This window comes from Phytobacter sp. RSE-02, assembly GCF_040578655.1.
Classification (GTDB): Bacteria; Pseudomonadota; Gammaproteobacteria; order Enterobacterales; family Enterobacteriaceae; genus Phytobacter; species Phytobacter diazotrophicus.
Genome location: NZ_JBEULY010000011.1, coordinates 72375 through 90798 on the forward strand (window position 1 = coordinate 72375; position 18424 = coordinate 90798).

Consider the following 18424-nt stretch of genomic DNA (forward strand, 5'->3'; position numbering starts at 1 on the left):
ATCGCATTTTATCAAGTGAGGAAAAAAACAGCAAAAACGGGGATGTCGCGCATTAAAAAGGCAGCAAACGCCGCCTTTTTAGACACTTAATGGCCGTTAAACCGCTTTAACCGCATCGGCGATACGGTTGGCAAATGCGACAACGTGCTCTTCAACCTCGCCTTCCACCATGACGCGAATCAGTGGTTCAGTGCCGGATTTACGCAACAGCACGCGGCCACGATTCCCCAGTGCCGCTTCAACCTCAGCGGTCACGCTTTTAACCTGCTCATCTTCAAGCGGATCAATATCACTGGAGGTGTAACGCACATTCACCAGTACCTGAGGGAACATTGTCATCCCGCTGCACAAATCATGCAGGCTCATATGATTACGCACCATCGCCGCCACAACCTGCAAGCCCGCGACAATGCCATCGCCTGTCGTGGTTTTGTCCAGCAGAATGACGTGGCCCGAGTTCTCCGCACCAAGGCGCCAGCCTTTCTCCTGCAATTTCTCCAGCACATAGCGGTCGCCCACTTTCGCACGTGCAAACGGAATGCCGAGCTGTTTGAGCGCCAGTTCCAGCCCCATATTGCTCATCAGTGTACCGACAGCACCGCCGCGCAGTTGGCCCTGACGCAGGGCTTCGCGAGCGATGATATAGAGAATTTGGTCACCATCGACTTTGTTACCTTCGTGGTCAACCATGATCACGCGGTCACCGTCGCCATCAAAAGCGATACCTAAATCTGCTTTTTCACTCAGAACGCGTTGCTGCAATGCCCGGACATCCGTAGCGCCACAGTTTTCATTGATGTTGACGCCATCAGGCTCGCAACCCATTGCGATCACTTTCGCACCCAGCTCACGGAAGACACTCGGGGCAATGTGGTAGGTAGCACCGTTCGCGCAGTCCACAACGATTTTAAGCGTGTTCAGGCTGAGCTCGTTCGGGAATGTGGCTTTGCAAAATTCGATATAGCGGCCAGCGGCATCCACGATACGGCTGGCTTTCCCCAGCTCTGCAGAATCCACACAGGTCAGTTCTTTTTCCATCTCAGCTTCAATGGCTTCTTCTACCGCATCCGGCAGCTTGGTACCGTCAATAGAAAAGAACTTAATGCCGTTGTCATAGAAAGGGTTATGTGATGCGGAGATGACAATCCCCGCTTCCGCACGAAACGTACGGGTCAGGTATGCCACTGCGGGAGTCGGCATCGGCCCGGTAAAAGAGGCAGATAACCCCGCAGCAGCGAGACCCGCTTCGAGTGCAGATTCCAGCATATAGCCGGAAATTCGGGTGTCTTTGCCAATAATAATTTTGCGTGAGCCATGACGGGCCAGCACCTTACCAGCCGCCCAGCCCAGCTTAAGCACAAAATCAGGGGTAATTGGCGCATCACCAACGCGACCACGGATGCCATCGGTGCCAAAATATTTACGATTACTCATAGCGTTTATTTTCCTTCGCTGACGCTGACAGTGTGGCTTCCACCACCCGCATGGCTTCAACCGTTTCTTTTACATCGTGGACACGAATAATGTGCGCACCTTGCATGGCGGCAATCACCGCACATGCCAGGCTACCACTCAACCTTTCGTTCGGGCCAACATTCAGTAACTGGCCAACCATCGATTTACGCGACATTCCTACCAACAGGGGCAGGTTAAAATGATGAAACTCCGCCAGGCGGGCGAGGAGCGCGTAGTTGTGTGAGAGATTTTTACCGAAACCAAATCCAGGGTCGAGTAACAATTTCTCTTTTGAGATACCTGCCCGCTCGCACCGGGCAATATGATTTATAAAGAAGCTATTCACATCCGTAAATACGTCATCATACTTAGGCGCTTCCTGCATCGTTTTTGGCTGGCCCTGCATATGCATCAGGCAAACAGGCAAACCTGTTTCCGCAGCGGCTTCCAGCGCGCCGGGTTCAGTCAGCGAACGGATATCATTGATGATATGCGCCCCTACTCTTGCCGACTCACGGATAACGTCGGGTTTAGAGGTATCGACAGAAATCCACACTTCAAAGCGCTGCGCTATCGCTTCGACGACCGGAATAACGCGCTCCAGCTCTTCCTCTACACTGACATCTGCCGCCCCCGGACGCGTAGATTCGCCACCGACATCCACAATCGTTGCGCCAGCATTAATCATCAGATTGGCATGCCTGACCGCCTCGACCAACGTGTTATGCGTTCCGCCATCGGAAAAAGAATCCGGCGTTACATTGAGAATTCCCATCACATGCGGATGAGAAAGATCGAGGGTGGTGCCCTGGGCATGCAATTTCATGACGTAAAACCTTTTTGAATATTTGGTTGCGCAAAAAAGAAAAACCCCGGAGCAAGCCCCAGGGTTTCAGCAAAAGAACACATTATCGACAATAAAAAACTTACTTGTCGCCCAACTGTTCAGACATCGTGTTACCCGGGTTCGGCGTACGCGGTTCATCTACCGGACGCGGTGCACGCGGAGTGCCATTACTGTCAGAATTGTTGGTGCCTGGTTCTTCCCAGCCAGCAGGCGGGCGAACATCACGGCGAGCCATCAGATCATCAATCTGCGGCGCGTCGATGGTCTCATATTTCATGAGCGCATCTTTCATCGCGTGCAGGATGTCCATGTTTTCATTCAGGAGTTGACGCGCACGATTGTAATTACGTTCAATCAGCGATTTCACTTCCTGGTCGATGATACGCGCGGTCTCATCGGACATATGTTTGGCTTTCGCGACGCTACGGCCGAGGAATACTTCACCCTCTTCTTCGGCGTACAGCAACGGACCGAGTTTGTCAGAGAAGCCCCACTGCGTCACCATGTTGCGCGCCAGGTTGGTCGCGACTTTGATGTCGTTCGACGCGCCGGTAGAAACATGTTCAACGCCGTAGATGATCTCTTCCGCCAGACGGCCGCCGTACAGCGTGGAGATCTGGCTTTCCAGCTTCTGACGGCTGGCGCTGATTGCGTCACCTTCAGGCAGGAAGAAGGTCACACCCAGCGCACGGCCGCGCGGAATAATCGTCACTTTATGCACCGGATCGTGTTCCGGCACCAGACGACCAATAATCGCATGGCCCGCCTCGTGGTAAGCGGTAGATTCTTTCTGCGCTTCCGTCATCACCATGGAGCGGCGTTCCGCACCCATCATGATTTTGTCTTTCGCTTTTTCGAACTCAACCATTGAAACGACGCGCTTGTTGCCACGAGCAGCAAACAGCGCTGCCTCATTCACCAGGTTCGCCAGATCCGCACCGGAGAAACCAGGCGTACCACGCGCGATAATTGCCGCATCAATATCCGGAGAGAGCGGTACGCGACGCATATGCACTTTCAGGATTTGCTCACGACCGCGAACATCCGGCAGACCCACAACGACCTGGCGGTCAAAGCGGCCCGGACGCAACAGCGCAGGGTCAAGAACGTCCGGACGGTTAGTCGCAGCAATAACGATGATACCTTCGTTACCTTCGAAACCATCCATCTCAACCAGCATCTGGTTAAGCGTCTGCTCGCGTTCATCGTGACCACCGCCTAAGCCAGCGCCACGCTGGCGACCGACGGCGTCGATTTCATCGATGAAGATAATGCATGGTGCTGCTTTTTTGGCTTGTTCGAACATGTCACGCACACGGGATGCACCGACACCAACGAACATTTCCACAAAGTCAGAACCAGAAATGGTAAAGAATGGAACCTTCGCTTCACCCGCGATAGCTTTTGCGAGCAGTGTTTTACCGGTACCCGGAGGGCCGACCATCAAGACGCCTTTCGGGATTTTACCGCCCAGCTTCTGGAAGCGGCTCGGCTCACGCAGGTACTCAACCAGTTCACCCACTTCTTCTTTCGCTTCGTCACAACCTGCGACATCAGCAAAAGTGGTTTTGATCTGATCTTCCGTCAACATTCGCGCTTTGCTTTTACCGAACGACATGGCGCCTTTGCCACCGCCGCCCTGCATCTGGCGCATAAAGAATATCCAGACCCCAATCAGCAACAGCATCGGGAACCAGGAAATAAAGATCGAAGCCAGCAGGCTCGGTTCTTCCGGCGGCTCGCCAACCACTTTGACATTTTTAGTCAGCAGGTTATCAAGCAGTTTCGGATCGTTCACCGGGATGTAAGTCGTGTAACGGTTACTATCTTTCTTGGTAACGTTGATCTCACGTCCGTTGATACGCGCTTCGCGAACCTGGTCCTGATTGACCTCCTGCAGGAAGGTAGAATAATCCACCTTACGGCCATTAGACTCGCTGGGCCCAAAGCTCTGGAATACTGACATCAGCACAACGGCAATGACCAGCCAGAGTATTAGGTTTTTCGCCATGTCACTCAAGGGATTAACCTCATATTACAACTGTGTTAAAAACAGCGTCAGGTTACTATAGTTTTCGCCCGGTCGCTACAATGTACACTTCTCGTGAACGGGCACGGGAAGAGTCCGGCTTACGAACTTTCACTTTCGTAAACAGAGAGCGAATTTCCCTAAGGTACTCATCGAAACCTTCGCCCTGAAAGACTTTCACAACAAAACCACCACCAGGCGCTAACACATCCCGGCACATCTGCAGCGCCAGTTCCACCAGGTACATAGAGCGGGGAATATCAACTGCTGGGGTTCCGCTCATGTTTGGTGCCATATCTGACATGACAACTTGTACTTTACTGTCCCCGACTCGATCCAGTAATGCTTTCAGGACTAATTCATCACGAAAGTCACCCTGAAGAAAGTCCACACCAACGATTGGATCCATAGGTAAAAGATCACACGCGATGATACGGCCTGTGCCCCCGATTTGCGTGACCGCATATTGCGACCAGCCACCAGGAGCAGCACCGAGATCGACAACCGTCATTCCCGGCTTAAAAAGTTTGTCACTTTGCTGTATTTCATCAAGTTTAAACCAGGCACGGGAACGCAACCCTTTTTTCTGCGCCTGTTGAACATATTTATCGCTAAAGTGTTCCTGAAGCCAGCGACTCGAGCTGGCAGAACGCTTCTTACCTGTCATTTCACATTCCGTCTGGGTTCATCGTATACAGCAACGTAAAATTACACGCGGCGATTTGGTGATATATGGGAGATGGCGGTAGAATGACCCGTTTTCAATCCCAACGTAAGCAAAATATACGATGAATCTGAGTACTAAACAAAAACAGCACCTGAAAGGTCTGGCACATCCGCTCAAGCCTGTAGTTATGCTTGGCAATAATGGTTTGACCGAAGGGGTACTGGCCGAGATCGAACAAGCGTTAGAGCACCATGAACTTATCAAGGTCAAAATCGCTACCGAAGACCGCGAGACTAAGACCTTGATCGTGGACGCTATTGTACGCGAAACCGGCGCCTGTAACGTACAGGTCATCGGTAAAACGCTGGTGCTTTATCGTCCTGCTAAAGAGCGCAAAATCTCGCTGCCGCGCTAAGAATATCCTTAATTGAACACAAAATCTGTGTAAAACGAGGGGTTTTCGCTAACAGACGAGCAAAATGCCATGCTCACTGAGTTGTTAAAAGGCCGCAATGCGGCCTTTTTCTTTTCTTTACAATACGTCAACAACTGCGGTTAACGAAATTATTCAGAGGTATTCCACTTTGATAATTTCGAATTCGACATCACCGCCCGGGGTACGAATGACAACGACATCGTCTTGTTCTTTACCGATCAGGCCACGCGCGATCGGTGAATTTACGGAGATCAGATTCTGCTTAAAGTCAGCTTCGTCGTCACCCACGATGCGATAAGTCTGCTCTTCCTCGGTATCCAGATTAAGCACACTTACCGTACTGCCAAAAATCACACGTCCGTTGTTCGGCATTTTAGTGATATCGATAACCTGTGCGTTGGACAGTTTCGCTTCGATATCTTTGATACGCCCTTCACAAAAGCCTTGCTGTTCGCGGGCCGCATGGTATTCCGCATTTTCTTTCAGGTCACCATGCTCACGCGCTTCCGCGATCGCGGCAATAATTTCAGGACGGCGCACAGATTTCAAAAAATCCAGTTCTTCGCGCAGTTTTTCGGCACCACGTAAGGTCATCGGAATAGCTTGCATTTGTTATACCTCTTAAACATTCCTGTAAGGAGCAGTCTCCCGCCCCGGCTGCTATGTCTGCCCGGATTCAGGCGCATAACCCCCGACCAGAAGCAAAAGAAAACTGACCCGGAGACAAAGCCCCAGGTCAGCAGTAATTTTTCAATTTGATACGCATTTTACCCGGAAGTTCACTATGGGTCATCGTTTACTTTCCGGGTCGATGCGCCGTAGTATGACGGCTTGTTTCCAGGTTGTTAGCGCGAGATTATGCGATTTTCCAGATTTTTCATCGGATTGACCACAAGTATAGCCCTGAATGCCCAGGCCGCGAATGTCGACGAGTACATTAACCAATTACCGGACGGCGCGAACCTTGCCCTCATGGTGCAAAAGGTAGGTGCACAAGAACCGGACATCGATTATCACGGCAAGCAAATGGCTTTACCGGCGAGTACGCAAAAAGTCATTACCGCGCTGGCTGCTTTATTACAGCTTGGCCCTGATTTCCGTTTCACCACCACGCTGGAGAGTAAAGGTACGGTTACCGATGGTGTATTGAAAGGGGACTTAGTAGCGAGATTTGGCGGCGATCCGACGTTAAAACGTCAGAATATCCGCAACATGGTCGCTATCCTGAAAAAATCCGGTGTGCAAAAAATCGAGGGTAATGTTCTTATCGATACATCGATTTTTGCCAGCCATGACAAAGCCCCCGGCTGGCCATGGAACGACATGACACAGTGTTTCAGCGCCCCGCCCGCCGCCGCTATTGTTGACCGCAACTGTTTCTCTGTTTCGTTATACAGCGCGCAGAAACCCGGAGACCTCGTCTATATCCGCGTCGCATCGTACTACCCCGTGAACATGTTCAGCCAGGTTCGTACGCTGGCACGCGGCTCATCCGAAGGGCAATACTGCGAACTGGATGTTGTACCAGGCGATTTAAACCGCTTCACGCTCACCGGCTGCCTGCCACAACGTACTGACCCGCTTCCGCTGGCTTTTGCCATTCAGGATGGCGCCAGTTATGCGGGGGCCATAATCAAGGCAGAACTCAAGGATGCAGGCATTACCTATACGGGGACCCTGCTGCGCCAGACCCAAGTCAACGAACCTGGTACAGTTATCGCCAGCACGCAATCGGCCCCTTTGCACGATTTGCTGAAAATCATGCTGAAAAAATCGGACAACATGATTGCCGATACCGTTTTCCGCATGATTGGTCATGCCCACTTTGGCGTACCGGGAACCTGGCGCGCTGGTTCTGATGCTGTACGTCAAATTCTGCGTCAGCAAGCCGGTGTGGATATCGGAAACACGATCATTGCGGATGGCTCCGGCCTGTCGCGCCATAATCTGATTGCCCCTGCCACTATGATGCAGGTACTCCAGTATATTGCCCAGCATGACAGCGAGCTTAACTACATCTCTATGCTACCGCTTGCGGGCTATGATGGCTCATTGCAGTATCGCGCGGGCCTGCATGAGGCTGGTGTGGACGGCAAGGTTTCCGCCAAAACAGGTTCACTGCAAGGCGTTTACAACCTGGCAGGCTTTATCACTACCGCCAGTGGGCAGAGAATGGCCTTCGTGCAATATCTGTCGGGTTATGCGGTAGAACCCGCCGATCAGCGTAACCGCCGTATTCCACTGGTTCGCTTTGAAAGCCGTCTGTACAAAGATATCTATCAGAACAATTAATAAAAAAGCCGGGTAGCGTTAACGCTTTCCCGGCTCAGAGTGCCTGTAACCCCGTCAGGCTTGCGCCTGCGGGGAAGTAGCAGAATCAATGCTTGTAGATGAACTCAACGCCTTCTTCGTCATCTTCGTCCCAGTCATCATCGTCCAGGTCGTCTTCTTCATTTTCTTCAAGCTGCTGACGGTGGTAATCGTCCCACATAAACTCGACTTTCTCTGGCTGCTTCTCTTCCTGCGCCTGAGTGATCGGATTTTCGATGATAAAGGTCATCACATCCCAGCAGAGATCCTTAACACCTTGCTGGCTGGCCGCAGAGATAAGGTAATATTTATCTTCCCAGCCTAATGCTTCGGTGATCTCTTTGGCTTTTGCTTCTGCTGTGGCTTTGTCCATCAGGTCAATTTTATTGAAGACCAGCCAACGCGGTTTAGCCGCCAGTTTTTCGCTGTATTTTTCCAGCTCGCCAATGATGATCCGCGCGTTATCAACCGGATCAGAACCGTCAATCGGATCGATATCGATCAGATGCAGCAATACGCGGCAGCGCTCAAGATGCTTGAGGAAGCGAATGCCCAGACCGGCGCCTTCGGATGCCCCTTCAATCAGCCCCGGTATGTCCGCGACAACAAAGCTTTTTTCGTTATCCATACGCACGACGCCGAGGCTTGGCACCAGCGTGGTAAACGGATAGTCAGCCACTTTAGGTTTTGCCGCAGAGACCGCACGGATGAAAGTCGATTTGCCCGCATTCGGCATACCCAGCATCCCCACATCCGCCAGCAGCATCAGCTCCAGCATAAGGTCACGTTTATCACCCGGCGTACCCATCGTCTTCTGACGCGGCGTACGGTTAACGGATGATTTGAAACGGGTATTACCCAGACCGTGCCAGCCGCCTTTCGCCACCATCAGGCGCTGACCGTGTTTGGTCATATCGCCCATGGTTTCGCCAGTGCCCTGGTCAATCACACGCGTCCCCACAGGTACTTTCACCGTCACATCTTTACCGCGTTTACCTGTGCAGTCACGGCTTTGACCGTTCTGCCCACGTTCAGCGCGGAAAGATTTTTCAAAGCGGTAGTCAATCAGGGTGTTCAGGTTCTCGTCTGCTTCCAGCCAGACGTCGCCACCATCACCACCGTCACCGCCATCCGGGCCACCGTTAGGAATGTATTTTTCGCGACGGAAGCTCACACAACCGTTACCACCGTCACCCGCCACGACCAGGATGACCGCTTCATCAACAAACTTCATTTTACTCTCCGTAACTCATTCGCCTGAGCGGGGCAAAGTGACAATCACTTCGCGCTTGCGCCAGCGTCCCCAAAGACGATGGCCAATGGCGGAATACATTGCTCCCGCAACCACGACAAACGCACCGAGATAACCGATAAGGTTTAACATCGGTCTGGCGAAAACATCGGGCCAGGCCATTGATAATAAATCTGAAAATAACAGCGTAAACAGCGGCGTCAGGGTGATGAGCGCGCTTACCTGCGCGGCCTGCCAGCGCGCCATTGCTTCTGCCAGTGCGCCATAGCCAACCAGTGTATTCAGGCCACAAAAAAACAGACACGCAAGTTGCCAGTTGCTGAGCAAGGAAATCACTCCGGGTCTGGCTAACGGCAGTAACGCTATCGTACATAAAGTGTACAGCAAAAAGAGTATCTGTTGTGAAGCCAGACGCCTCAATAATACTTTTTGCGCGACACCATAACTGACCCAAACCGTTGCCGCCCCGACACCGAAAATAACGCCCCAGGTGTAGTCGGTCAGTTTGGTAAAAATCTCTATCAGGCTGGTATTGAAAAACATGACCAGACCGCAAAGCAACATAATTGCGCCTATCACCTGCGTCCCGCGCATCTTCTCTTTCAGGATAAAGACGCTGGCTACCATCATGCCGACCGGGGAAAGCTGACCAATCACCTGGGACGCCGTGGGGCTAAGATATTGCAGGGAAGAACTAAACAGGATGAAGTTACCGAACAGCCCCCCCGTCGCAATAGCCAGCATTACCAGCCAGCGCGGCTTACGAAAGATACGCAGCGGTGGAAGCTTGCCTTTAACGGCCAGAATGGCCCCCAGACCGATACTCGCCATTAGAAAGCGATAAAACACTACTGTCGGGGGTTCCATCACTGTCAGCACCTGCTTCATTGCGATTGGCAATGCACCCCAACACATTGCGGTGGTGAGCGCCAAAAGAATACCAATGCCAGCCTGCTGCTTCATGCCCGTTTTCCCTACAGAAACTTTTCCGGACTTCTAATGTAAAAAGCCCCGCAACGTGTTGCGGGGCTTTCATCCGTTACCGGACCACGAAAAACTTACTCAGCAACGATGCTGATGTATTTACGGTTATTCGGGCCTTTAACTTCAAATTTCACTTTACCGTCTGCTTTAGCAAACAGAGTGTGGTCACGACCGCAACCTACGTTAGTACCAGCGTGGAATTTGGTGCCACGTTGACGAACGATGATGCTACCCGCCAGAACGGATTCGCCACCGAAACGCTTAACGCCGAGGCGTTTAGCTTCTGAATCGCGACCGTTACGAGTTGAGCCGCCAGCCTTTTTATGTGCCATTTAAATCTACTCCTCAGGTCTTAGGCGCTGATGCCAGTAATTTTCACATCAGTGAACCACTGACGATGGCCCTGTTGCTTACGATAGTGTTTACGACGACGAAACTTAACGATTTTAACTTTCTCGCCACGACCGTGAGCAACAACTTCAGCTTTGATTACGCCGCCATCAACGAAAGGAACGCCGATTTTGACTTCTTCACCGTTTGCGATCATCAGAACTTCAGCGAATTCAACAGATTCGCCAGTTGCGATGTCCAGCTTTTCCAGGCGAACGGTCTGACCTTCGCTTACTCGGTGTTGTTTACCACCACTTTGGAAAACCGCGTACATAAAAAACTCCGCTTCCGCGCACATCATCGTATGATTCAGAGTGCGCTATAAATATTCACAATAGGGCGCGAATATTACGCAAAACGCGAGCCTTTGACAAGAGCGATCGTCAATCCATGCAGAAAAAAAACACAATGCGTAGGGTAACGTTTATCTGGCGCGTTTTTTCAGTACAATCAACAATACTATTCTAACCCGTAACCCTTCGTTATCCCATTTTGATATGTGGTAAACAGGACTGAAAGCCCGGCTTTTGCGATGAATTTAGAAAAAATCAATGAGTTAACCGCGCAAGATATGGCGGGTGTTAATGCGACAATTCTGCAACAGCTCAACTCTGATGTTCAGCTAATCAACCAGTTGGGTTATTACATTGTTAGCGGCGGCGGTAAACGTATCCGTCCAATGATTGCCGTACTGGCAGCGCGTGCCGTTGGCTACGAAGGCAACGCGCATGTGACCATCGCCGCGTTAATCGAATTTATCCACACGGCGACGCTGCTCCACGACGATGTTGTGGATGAATCAGACATGCGCCGCGGCAAAGCCACCGCTAACGCTGCGTTTGGTAACGCGGCCAGCGTACTGGTCGGTGATTTTATTTACACCCGCGCCTTTCAGATGATGACCAGCCTTGGCTCGCTAAAAGTACTGGAAGTCATGTCCGAAGCGGTGAATGTAATAGCCGAAGGTGAAGTTCTGCAGCTGATGAATGTCAATGACCCGAACATCACTGAAGAGAACTACATGCGCGTAATTTACAGTAAGACCGCGCGTCTGTTTGAAGCGGCAGCCCAGTGTTCGGGTTTGCTGGCGGGCTGCAGTGACGCACAAGAAAAAGCGTTGCAGGATTATGGCCGCTATCTGGGTACTGCCTTCCAGCTCATCGATGATTTGCTGGACTACAGTGCAGATGGTGAAACGCTGGGTAAAAACACCGGCGATGACCTCAACGAAGGTAAACCGACTCTCCCCTTGCTGCATGCGATGCACAATGGCACTGCAGAGCAGGCACAGATGATTCGTGAAGCCATTGAGCAGGGCAACGGACGACATCTTCTGGAACCTGTTCTGGAAGCTATGGCAGCCTGTGGTTCGCTGGAATGGACGCGTCGTCGCGCGGAGGAAGAGGCGGATAAAGCTATCGCTGCTCTACAGATTCTTCCGGACTCCCCATGGCGTGAAGCCCTCATTGGCCTGGCCCATATCGCGGTCCAGCGCGATCACTGATCACCTCGCTTTCCCGCCAGCAACGGGAAAGCGCCAATAAGTTCCTGTAAAAATAAATTCACATCCAAAAAACCACGCTTTGCAACCTTGGTGAATTCTTAAAGCCACCGTTCTTACTTGAACTTTTTAGAGCAAAAGCTCTTATATAAGCATGATAAGTACTCAACACATTGCCATCACGTTTTAATGGCTTTCACCAGGGAGAGAAAATGGAAAGTAAATTCATTGACTGGCACCCGGCGGATATCATTGCCGGACTGCACAAAAAAGGGACATCACTGGCCGCAGAATCACGCAAGTGTGGTTTGAGTTCATCGACACTGGCGAACGCGCTAACACGCTCCTGGCCAAAAGGAGAGCTCATCATTGCCCGCGCGCTGGATACCGATCCCTGGGTGATATGGCCATCGCGCTATCACGATCCCGTAACCCATGAATTTATCGACAGAACCAGCATGATGCGGCAAAGGAAGCCAAAATAAACAGGATAACCCCCTTCCCGAAACGGGTTGGGGGTTTTAGTGCAAAGAGAGATTATTCGCCTTTTACGCGCTCAATATGGGCGCCCAGCGCACTCAGCTTGTCTTCAATGCGTTCGTAACCGCGATCGATATGGTAAATACGATCCACGATTGTCGTCCCTTCCGCGATACAACCCGCCAGCACGAGGCTTGCAGACGCGCGCAGGTCGGTCGCCATCACTTGCGCGCCGGAGAGTTTTTCAACGCCGTGACAAATCGCGGTGTTGCTTTCGATTTCCGCATGCGCGCCCATACGAATCAGTTCCGGGATATGCATAAAACGGTTTTCGAAGATCGTCTCGGTGATCACACCTGTGCCTTCCGCAACCAGGTTCAGCAATGTGAACTGTGCCTGCATGTCTGTCGGGAACGCCGGGTGCGGCGCAGTGCGCACGTTGACGGCCTTCGGACGCTTACCATGCATATCCAGGCTTACCCAGTCGTCGCCTACTTCGATTTCCGCACCGGCTTCGCGCAGCTTAGCCAGCACGGCGTCAAGGGTATCGGGTTTCGCGTTACGGCATACGATTTTGCCACCAGAGATTGCGGCAGCCACCAGGAAGGTACCTGTTTCAATGCGGTCCGGCAGCACACGATAGACACCGCCGCCCAGACGCTCAACGCCTTCAATGGTGACCCGGTCGGTGCCCTGACCGCTGATTTTCGCACCCAGTGCATTGAGGAAGTTTGCAGTATCAACGATTTCCGGCTCACGCGCGGCGTTTTCGATGATAGTTGTCCCTTCAGCCAGGGTTGCCGCCGTCATGATGGTGACGGTCGCGCCGACGCTGACCTTATCCATGACGATATGCGCGCCTTTCAGGCGACCATTAACGCTCGCTTTGACATAACCTTCTTCCAGCTTAATTTCTGCACCAAGCTGTTCCAGACCCGTGATATGCAGATCTACCGGACGCGCGCCAATGGCACAGCCCCCCGGTAAGGAAACCTGTCCCTGACCAAAACGCGCGACCAGTGGTCCCAGCGCCCAGATAGAGGCACGCATGGTTTTGACCAGATCGTAAGGCGCGCAGAATACGTTAACCTTGCTTGCATCGATCCAGACTGACCCGTTGCGTTCAACTTTGGTACCCAGCTGGCTCAGCAGCTTCATGGTGGTATCAATGTCTTTCAGTTTCGGAACGTTGCGGATCTCTACCGGTTCTTCTGCCAGCAGTGCGGCAAAAAGGATCGGTAACGCGGCGTTTTTAGCACCTGAAATTGTGACTTCGCCCTGGAGCCGGGTTGGCCCCTGTACACGAAACTTATCCATTCATCTGATCTCTGTTAAGAATTCACACGCGCTGCGGGCGTAATACCCGTAGCTCAAAAACCGTTTAGTTTGCGATCGCGAGCCCACTCTTGCGGGGTATACGCTTTGATCGAGAGAGCGTGAATGCGGTTATCCGCTATATATTCCGCTAATGGGCCATACACGGCCTGCTGTTTTTTGACCCGGCTCATGCCGTCAAAAATCTCACCCACAGCAATAACCTGAAAGTGACTGCCGTCGCCAGTGACGTGGGCTTCCTGGAGAGAGAGTGCGTTCATCAGCACTGTCTGAATTTCATGATTTTCCATGGGCGTTAATTTCATCTGATAGTGAAAACAGCCCCACATCTTAGAGGAAAGTGAGGCGGTCTTAAATAAGCAAAAAGCCCCGTTGGTATACCAAACGAGGCTTTAAAGAGTAACGTACTGAAAAAATTAGCGAGGCAATACGTCTGCAGGCAAATTATATAATGCAGCAAGCGTCTGCAAATTCTCGCTGATCCCTTCGAGTGAAACCTGGTGACCCTGCATTTTCCCCTGAGCAATCAGGTGAATTAATAGTGCCACACCAGCAGTATCAACGCGCGATACGGCGTGAAGATCGATGCAGGTTGTCCCTTTCATTGCCTCCTGACGAGCATTCCACAGAGGATTCAGCACATCCTGATCGAGCTCACCCTGCAACACCAGCCTTTCACCTTCACGCACCCAGCTTAATTGCGGCGTCATTATTTCTTCTGGTCCAGAGTAATTTTCTGGTGAGAAATGGACTGCAACTGCACGGTCAGACCATCGATACCTTTGGTGCGCAACAGGTCGCTCCATTCATTTTGCTTGGTGGTGATCATGCTCACCCCTTCGGCAATCATGTCATACGCCTGCCAGTTACCGGACTGCGTGTTTTTGCGCCACTGAAAGTCCAGACGCACTGGCGGACGACCGTTAGGATCGATAATGGTCACACGGATCGGCACGATCGTGGCATCACCCAGCGGTTGCTCCGGGGCAATCTCGTATGTCTGACCGTGGTACATTGCCAGCGCCTGGCCATAGGCCTGTTTCAGATATTCACGGAAAGCAGCGAAGTAGGCTTCGCGCTGTGCAGGGGTTGCGTCTTTATAGTAACGCCCCAGTACCAGAGCACCGGCATATTTAATCTGGACGTATGGCAGTAATTCCTGGTCAACCACATCACGTAAATAATCAGGATTCGCGCGAATCTTCGGCTGCTCATTTTTGAGGCGATCAAATGTTTTCTTTGCCGCTTCCTGCATTGCTTTGTACGGATTAGCTTGCTCCGCCGCGTTGGCGAGCCCAAGTGGCGCGATAACCAGCATGGCAACCATTAATAGACGTTTAAACATGCGTCAACTCTCCTCGTTAATTCGTCTTACCAGCAGACGGTGCGCTGGAAGTATCATCCTGCGGTTTTGACTGCGCATCGCCAGAATTCTTATTGTCACTGCCTTTACTGTTGTAAAGGAATTGTCCGATCAGGTCCTCAAGCACCATGGCGGATTTCGTATCCTGGATTGTGCTGCCTTCTTTAAGCATAGAAGTTCCCAGCTCAGGATCCTCAAAACCTATGTTCAAAGCCAAATATTGCTCACCCAGCAAACCTGACGTGCGAATAGCCAGCGAACTTGTATCCGGAATCTGGTTATAACGTTCTTCGATATCCATCGCGACGCGCGGCAGATAGGTTTTCGGATCGAGCTCAATATCCGCAACACGACCAACCACTACGCCACCAATACGGACCGGCGAGCGTGCCTTCAGACCGCCAATGTTGTCGAAGGTTGCGTACACGCGATACGTCGGTTCGGTGCGCATAGAGGCGACATCGGCCGCTTTCAGGCAGATAAACAGCCCCGCCAGCAGCGCCAGTAACAGAAAAATGCCTACCCAAATTTCACTTTTTTTCGTTTGCATGAACTCAATTCCCAAACATCAATGCGGTGAGCACAAAATCCAGACCAAGAACGGCCAGTGAAGAGTGCACAACGGTACGCGTCGTTGCCCGACTGATCCCGGCAGAAGTCGGGATCGCGTCGTAACCATTAAATAAAGCAATCCAGGTTACAGTGATAGCAAAGACGACGCTCTTAATCAGACAGTTCACCAGATCCAGTCGCCAGTCGACGGCATTTTGCATCGCCGACCAGAAGAACCCTGAGTCGATTCCTTTCCAGTTCACACCCACCAGCGAGCCGCCCCATATACCAACCGCAACGAAGATAATTGTCAGCAATGGCAAGGAGATAACACCCGCCCAAAAGCGAGGGGAAATCACGCGCCGCAGTGGATCAACAGCCATCATTTCAAGGCTTGAAAGTTGCTCAGTCGCGCGCATCAGGCCAATTTCCGCAGTCAGTGCAGACCCCGCACGCCCTGCATAAAGCAGCGCAGCGACAACCGGCCCCAACTCACGCAACAAGGAGAGTGCCACCAGCATTCCCAGACTGGTTTCCGCGCTGTAGGTCGTCAGCACCAGATAGCCCTGCAAGCCAAGCACCATGCCAATAAAGACGCCGGACACGATAATAATGAGCATCGACAGGACACCCACATTATAGAGTTGGCGCACCAGCAACGGCGCGTGTTTGCCAAATTCCGGCTTACCGACCAGCGCGTTGAAGAGCATTAAACCAGCGCGGCCAAACGTCGCGATCGTCTTGATCCCGCGATGTCCAAGCGACGCCAGTGCATGTAACAACATGAGTGGCTTAACTCCCTGTCTCAAATAAATCGGATTGATATTGACCTGCGGGATAGCGGAACGGCACGGGTCCGTCAGCAATGCCGTCGAGGAACTGACGGACACGAGGGTCGGCGTTTTCTTGCAAGCCTTGCGCGCTGCCCTGCGCCACAATTTTCCGGTCTGCAACTATATACGCATAATCGGCGATGCTCAGCACTTCCGGCACGTCATGGGAGACGACAACACAGGTTACGCCCAGCGCGCTATTCAGTTCAGAGATAAGCTTCACCAGCACACCCATGGTAATAGGATCCTGGCCAACAAAAGGTTCGTCGAACATGATTAAATCAGGTTCCAGCGCGATAGCCCTTGCCAGCGCCGCACGACGCGCCATCCCACCAGAAAGTTCAGAGGGCATGAGTTTTGCCGCACCGCGCAGCCCTACCGCCTCCAGTTTCATCATGACCGTACTTTTCAGCAACGCAGCCGGTAAGTTCGTATGTTCGCGCAGCGGATAGGCAACATTATCGAACACGGTCATATCGGTAAATAATGCGCCGGACTGGAACAACATGCTCATCCGTTTACGCACGGTAAATAGCCGGGAGCGACTCATCTCGGGGATATTCTCGCCGTCAAAGAGGATCTCACCCGCGTCTGGCGGTATCTGTCCACCAATAAGACGAAGCAACGTTGTTTTACCAATCCCGGACGGCCCCATGATGGCGGTAATTTTACCGCGCGGCACCGTCAGCGAGATATTGTCGAAAATACGCCGACTTCCACGGGAGAAGCTCACGCCACGGATATCGACCAGATTCGCCACAGTCTGGCTCATTCTTTCTTCCTTATAAGCCTTGATTGGGTCTAAGCATGATGCCGGATAACAGCAAGAACCCACCATTTTTACAGAATATTACCCGTATGAGTTAGCGAAAGCTGGCATTTGTTTTACTTTTGAGCCGCATAAAGTCAAAATTAAGAATTCTCTACGCCGCTTAAAATTCCCGGTTTTCCCCGGCAATCGCAGCCTGCGGACCGGCAGATTATACCTCAAGAAAGGACTTTAGATGCTTTTAGCGACGGCGCTGTTAATTATTGGTTTACTGTTAGTGGTATACAGCGCTGACCGACTGGTATTCGCCGCCTCGATTTTATGCCGCAGTCTTGGCATTCCACCGTTACTCATTGGGATGACAGTGGTGAGCATCGGCACCTCTCTTCCGGAGATGATTGTCTCCGTTGCTGCCGCCATGCATGGTCAGCTTGATCTGGCGATGGGTACGGCCCTCGGCTCTAATATCACCAATATTCTGTTGATTCTTGGACTCGCTGCGCTTCTGCATCCATTTACCGTCCATTCCGATATCTTGCGCCGTGAATTGCCGCTAATGTTAATAACCAGCCTGCTGGCAGGGTTCGTCCTGTTTGACGGGCAACTTACCCGGCTGGACGGCCTGTTTTTACTTCTGCTGGCCGTGCTATGGCTGGTATACATTGTTAAAATCGCCCGTCTGGCTGAACTGCAAGGTAGCGATACGCTAACACGTGAACAAGTTGCAGAGTTGCCGCGTGGCGGCAGCCTGTCAGTGGCATTCTTGTGGCTTGGCGTTGCACTCATCATTATGCCGATGTCAACGCGTATGGTCGTAGACAATGCCACGGTGGTCGCAAACTATTTCGCGATGAGCGAATTAACCATCGGCCTGACGGTGATTGCCATTGTGACCGGGCTGCCGGAACTGGCGACAGCTATTGCCGGGGCACGTAAAGGAGAAGACGATATTGCGATCGGTAATATCATCGGCTCAAATATTTTCAACATCACGCTGGTGCTGGGTTTACCCGCGCTGATAGCGCCGGGTCATTTTAACAGCCTGGCTTTTACGCGAGATTACGGCGTGATGTTACTGGTGAGCGTCATTTTTGCCCTCACCTGCTGGCGGCGTAAGCAGCAGACAGGCAAAGGAACTGGCGCATTATTATTAGGCGGTTTTATCACCTGGTTGGCACTACTGTACTGGGTTACGCCGCGTTTGACAGGATAACTGGACAC

Annotated in this window: 21 protein-coding genes; 5 read left to right on the top strand and 16 right to left on the bottom strand. The window is 51.9% G+C overall.

Going from position 1 to position 18424, the window contains the following annotated elements; translation table 11 throughout:
* Positions 1-96 precede the first annotated feature (96 nt).
* From glmM to rlmE, 4 genes are all read right to left on the bottom strand, one after another.
* Positions 97-1434, bottom strand: coding sequence for a phosphoglucosamine mutase (gene glmM / locus ABU190_RS20380; protein WP_039077474.1), 1338 nt, complete (start codon positions 1432-1434; stop codon positions 97-99).
* On the bottom strand, positions 1427-2281 hold the full coding sequence (gene folP, locus ABU190_RS20385) for a dihydropteroate synthase (protein ID WP_079497058.1): 855 nt from the start codon (positions 2279-2281) through the stop codon (positions 1427-1429). The genes glmM and folP overlap by 8 nt, the downstream gene beginning before the upstream one ends.
* A 100-nt stretch (positions 2282-2381) precedes the next feature.
* Positions 2382-4313 (bottom strand): ATP-dependent zinc metalloprotease FtsH, encoded by a 1932-nt coding sequence (ftsH, locus tag ABU190_RS20390; protein WP_039077472.1) that lies wholly within the window; start codon positions 4311-4313, stop codon positions 2382-2384.
* Between the two features lie 55 nt (positions 4314-4368).
* Positions 4369-4998: a 23S rRNA (uridine(2552)-2'-O)-methyltransferase RlmE gene (gene rlmE / locus ABU190_RS20395; RefSeq protein WP_039077471.1), complete on the bottom strand. Its 630-nt coding sequence runs from the start codon at positions 4996-4998 to the stop codon at positions 4369-4371.
* A gap of 121 nt (positions 4999-5119) precedes the next feature.
* On the opposite strand from rlmE, the gene yhbY reads away from it, so the two are divergent.
* On the top strand, positions 5120-5413 hold the full coding sequence (yhbY, locus tag ABU190_RS20400; RefSeq protein ID WP_044179624.1) for a ribosome assembly RNA-binding protein YhbY: 294 nt from the start codon (positions 5120-5122) through the stop codon (positions 5411-5413).
* A gap of 153 nt (positions 5414-5566) precedes the next feature.
* Here the strand turns inward: yhbY and greA are convergent, their stop codons facing one another.
* The gene (gene greA / locus ABU190_RS20405) at positions 5567-6043 is read right to left on the bottom strand and encodes a transcription elongation factor GreA (protein WP_039077469.1); all 477 of its coding nucleotides are present in this window, start codon (positions 6041-6043) and stop codon (positions 5567-5569) included.
* Between the two features lie 249 nt (positions 6044-6292).
* On the opposite strand from greA, the gene dacB reads away from it, so the two are divergent.
* Positions 6293-7726 carry a serine-type D-Ala-D-Ala carboxypeptidase gene (gene dacB, locus ABU190_RS20410; protein ID WP_354692251.1) on the top strand — a complete coding sequence of 478 codons (1434 nt, stop codon included), beginning with the start codon at positions 6293-6295 and terminating at the stop codon, positions 7724-7726.
* Positions 7727-7811: 85 nt separating this feature from the next.
* On the opposite strand, the gene cgtA is transcribed toward dacB, so the two are convergent.
* The 4 genes from cgtA to rplU all read right to left on the bottom strand — a co-directional run bounded on the left by cgtA (position 7812) and on the right by rplU (position 10644).
* Positions 7812-8978: an Obg family GTPase CgtA gene (gene cgtA, locus ABU190_RS20415; protein ID WP_354692252.1), complete on the bottom strand. Its 1167-nt coding sequence runs from the start codon at positions 8976-8978 to the stop codon at positions 7812-7814.
* A gap of 15 nt (positions 8979-8993) precedes the next feature.
* Positions 8994-9959, bottom strand: coding sequence for a DMT family transporter (locus tag ABU190_RS20420; RefSeq protein WP_354692253.1), 966 nt, complete (start codon positions 9957-9959; stop codon positions 8994-8996).
* 95 nt (positions 9960-10054) lie between these two features.
* Positions 10055-10312 (bottom strand): 50S ribosomal protein L27, encoded by a 258-nt coding sequence (rpmA, locus tag ABU190_RS20425; RefSeq protein WP_003861831.1) that lies wholly within the window; start codon positions 10310-10312, stop codon positions 10055-10057.
* Positions 10313-10332: 20 nt separating this feature from the next.
* On the bottom strand, positions 10333-10644 hold the full coding sequence (gene rplU / locus ABU190_RS20430) for a 50S ribosomal protein L21 (RefSeq protein WP_003025032.1): 312 nt from the start codon (positions 10642-10644) through the stop codon (positions 10333-10335).
* 258 nt (positions 10645-10902) lie between these two features.
* Here rplU and ispB point away from each other — a divergent pair, with 258 nt between their 5' ends.
* Together ispB and sfsB are read left to right on the top strand one after the other, a co-directional pair.
* Positions 10903-11874 (top strand): octaprenyl diphosphate synthase, encoded by a 972-nt coding sequence (ispB, locus tag ABU190_RS20435; protein WP_039077465.1) that lies wholly within the window; start codon positions 10903-10905, stop codon positions 11872-11874.
* Positions 11875-12083: 209 nt separating this feature from the next.
* Complete coding sequence (gene sfsB, locus ABU190_RS20440; protein ID WP_039077464.1) at positions 12084-12356, top strand: DNA-binding transcriptional regulator SfsB; 273 nt, start codon at positions 12084-12086, stop codon at positions 12354-12356.
* A 52-nt stretch (positions 12357-12408) separates the two neighbouring features.
* On the opposite strand, the gene murA is transcribed toward sfsB, so the two are convergent.
* The 7 genes from murA to mlaF form a co-directional block, all read right to left on the bottom strand.
* On the bottom strand, positions 12409-13668 hold the full coding sequence (murA, locus tag ABU190_RS20445; RefSeq protein ID WP_039077463.1) for a UDP-N-acetylglucosamine 1-carboxyvinyltransferase: 1260 nt from the start codon (positions 13666-13668) through the stop codon (positions 12409-12411).
* Between the two features lie 53 nt (positions 13669-13721).
* A complete protein-coding gene (gene ibaG, locus ABU190_RS20450) occupies positions 13722-13976 on the bottom strand; it encodes a BolA family iron metabolism protein IbaG (protein WP_039077462.1) in 255 nt (84 codons plus the stop codon).
* 126 nt (positions 13977-14102) lie between these two features.
* Positions 14103-14396, bottom strand: coding sequence for a lipid asymmetry maintenance protein MlaB (gene mlaB / locus ABU190_RS20455; RefSeq protein WP_354692254.1), 294 nt, complete (start codon positions 14394-14396; stop codon positions 14103-14105).
* Positions 14396-15031, bottom strand: coding sequence for a phospholipid-binding protein MlaC (gene mlaC, locus ABU190_RS20460; protein ID WP_354692255.1), 636 nt, complete (start codon positions 15029-15031; stop codon positions 14396-14398). Before mlaC ends, mlaB begins: the two co-directional genes overlap by 1 nt.
* Before the next feature lie 16 nt (positions 15032-15047).
* A complete protein-coding gene (gene mlaD / locus ABU190_RS20465) occupies positions 15048-15599 on the bottom strand; it encodes an outer membrane lipid asymmetry maintenance protein MlaD (RefSeq protein WP_039077459.1) in 552 nt (183 codons plus the stop codon).
* Positions 15600-15603: 4 nt separating this feature from the next.
* Entirely contained in the window at positions 15604-16386 is a 783-nt protein-coding gene (gene mlaE, locus ABU190_RS20470; protein WP_039077458.1) for a lipid asymmetry maintenance ABC transporter permease subunit MlaE, read from the bottom strand.
* 7 nt (positions 16387-16393) lie between these two features.
* Positions 16394-17206, bottom strand: a complete 813-nt coding sequence (mlaF, locus tag ABU190_RS20475) for a phospholipid ABC transporter ATP-binding protein MlaF (RefSeq protein ID WP_108700569.1) — start codon at positions 17204-17206, stop codon at positions 16394-16396.
* 232 nt (positions 17207-17438) lie between these two features.
* Between mlaF and ABU190_RS20480 the strand changes: the two genes are divergently transcribed.
* Entirely contained in the window at positions 17439-18416 is a 978-nt protein-coding gene (locus tag ABU190_RS20480; RefSeq protein WP_354692256.1) for a calcium/sodium antiporter, read from the top strand.
* The last annotated feature ends 8 nt before the right edge of the window (positions 18417-18424 follow it).